We start from the raw sequence: 1,996 nt of genomic DNA on the forward strand, positions 1-1,996 counted from the left end.
GTATCGGACGAAGAGCTGCAGCGCGGCCTGTTCGAGCAGGTGCGGCGCTATCCAGGAAACCAGCAGCAGGAAGTCTTCGAGTTCTACCGCAACAACCCGGAAGCGTTGAACACGCTGCGGGCGCCGATGTTCGAGGAAAAGGTGGTCGACCATCTGCTCGGTCAGATTTCGGTCACCGACGTCAAGGTCAGCAAGGAAGAGCTGATGGCCGACGACGAAGAGGACGAGACCGCCGTCAAGGCGAAGCCGGCGAAGAAAGCCGCCGCCAAGAAGGCCGACGCCAAGACGGCCGACGACGCGGAAGAGCCCAAGAAGAAGGCCGCGCCGAAGAAGAAGGCCGCCGAATAACACCAGCGCTCCGCTGAAACAGGAAGGCCGCCCTCGAGGCGGCCTTTTTCGTTGCCAAACTGCAACAGCCGCCATGCTTCGCGAGCGACGGCCTGTGGCGACCAAGCTTTGATCATTATCTGCGCTTCTATTGCAAGCCGCTTGGTTGTTGGAGGGCGTGTTGAGACTGTTCGTCGAATTGGGACACGCTTCGGCAATCGCGCTGATCCTTATCTCGGTCTGCGGCATTGCCCAGGCCGGCACGGTGCCTGACAACTGGCGCTTCGGCACGAGTGAAGACGGCCTCGTGACGGCCTCGCTCTACGCCACCAACAAGCTGATCACCGGCGGCGGTGCCTTGAGCTACAGCCCGATCCTGACGATTGCCTGCCGGGCAAACGGCGAGCCGCATTGGACTGAATGGCTGCAACTGAACGACGCTGTTTCGGCCAGCCGCAAGATCACCATGTCGATTACGGTCGATCAGGAGAGCAAGTTCGACGAAAGCTGGTCGGTCGGGCCGCGCGGCCGGATGCTGGTGCGCGATGGCGCCGATGGCATCAGGCGCCTTGTCGCCGCGAACCGGCTCCAGCTTTCGTGGCGGTTCGGGCTGCTGGCGGGGCGCGGCGAGGCCGATTTCGACCTCGCCGGGTTCGGCGAAGCGGTCAGCCAGGTTGCCGGAAACTGCAACACCGATCCGCCGTGAACGACCGTGAGGCGAAGGCGGCAACGGCCGAGCTCGCCGTTCCCGGTGATGCTGATCGGCTTCAAACCTTTGTTCTCATACATGTCGTTGCCTCAAAAACGCACTTTGGGGCGACATCATCAAACGGCGTTGCTGACCCAGCGGAGCACGTTGGTCCAAAGCCGCGCATAGCCGGGCCATTCGACAAAACTGTTCGGCAGCCAGTGCGGTCCGATGTCCGACGTCCAGACCAGCGTGCGCCCTTCGCCGTGACGCCCGGTGACCAGCAGGGGATGGCCGCCCTGGTCCTGCGGCAGCCGCGCCAGAACCTCGACATCGTCGCGATCGCGGGCGACGACCTCGTTGGCGCCGAGCAGCAGCGGCCATTCGCCCTCAATGCCGGCAAAAAGCGGATGGTCTCTTGAGCCAGTGATCTCGGGACGAAAGCCCTCCGGAATTTCGAGGCGGTCATCATTGGGAAGGCAGGTCACCGGCAGCGCCTCCTCGACCGCCGTGCGATGCCAGCGCGCCTTGCCGTCAATGCCTTGGAAGCTGAAGTAACCGCCGATCATGATCAGGCCGCCGCCGGCCAGCGTCCAGTCGCGCAGGAGCTTGAGCCGGTTCGGCACTGTCTTGCCGTGCAGCCAGACATCGGGATGAAGCAGCAGCGAGTTTGCGCCAATGTCGGACAGGATGATCGTCCTGTATTGCGACAGCCCTTCCATGGTGAAAGGCAGCTTCTCGACGGCCTCATGAGCGGGCATGTAGTCGAGATCGAATTCGCTGTCCTTCAAGGCGTCGACCAGGGGCGTTGCCCCGAGATGGAAGGTGACGCTGCCGAACTGGTCGAACCCCTTGTAGTGGGTCGCCGAACTCACCCAGCTTTCGCCGACAAGAAGGACTTTTGTCTTCGCCATGATCGTGCTCTCCTGATTCCGCCAGTCGCTTGTTCTAGCCGGTTTCGCCCGCCCCGATCTCTGGGAT

At 62.7% G+C, this 1,996-nt stretch carries 2 protein-coding genes and 1 pseudogene; 2 read left to right on the top strand and 1 reads right to left on the bottom strand.

All coding sequences use genetic code 11. From position 1 onward, the window contains the following. Both EN879_RS33620 and EN879_RS33625 read left to right on the top strand, forming a co-directional pair. Positions 1-348, top strand: a pseudogene (locus EN879_RS33620) (trigger factor); the annotation flags it as partial. Positions 349-505: 157 nt separating this feature from the next. Next, on the top strand, positions 506-1,033 hold the full coding sequence (locus tag EN879_RS33625; RefSeq protein ID WP_244506953.1) for a hypothetical protein: 528 nt from the start codon (positions 506-508) through the stop codon (positions 1,031-1,033). A gap of 119 nt (positions 1,034-1,152) precedes the next feature. On the opposite strand, the gene EN879_RS33630 is transcribed toward EN879_RS33625, so the two are convergent. Further along, a complete protein-coding gene (locus EN879_RS33630) occupies positions 1,153-1,929 on the bottom strand; it encodes a glutamine amidotransferase (protein ID WP_013532007.1) in 777 nt (258 codons plus the stop codon). Between the last annotated feature and the right edge of the window lie 67 nt (positions 1,930-1,996).

The organism is Mesorhizobium sp. M7A.F.Ca.AU.002.02.1.1, assembly GCF_003998535.1.
Classification (GTDB): Bacteria; Pseudomonadota; Alphaproteobacteria; order Rhizobiales; family Rhizobiaceae; genus Mesorhizobium; species Mesorhizobium ciceri.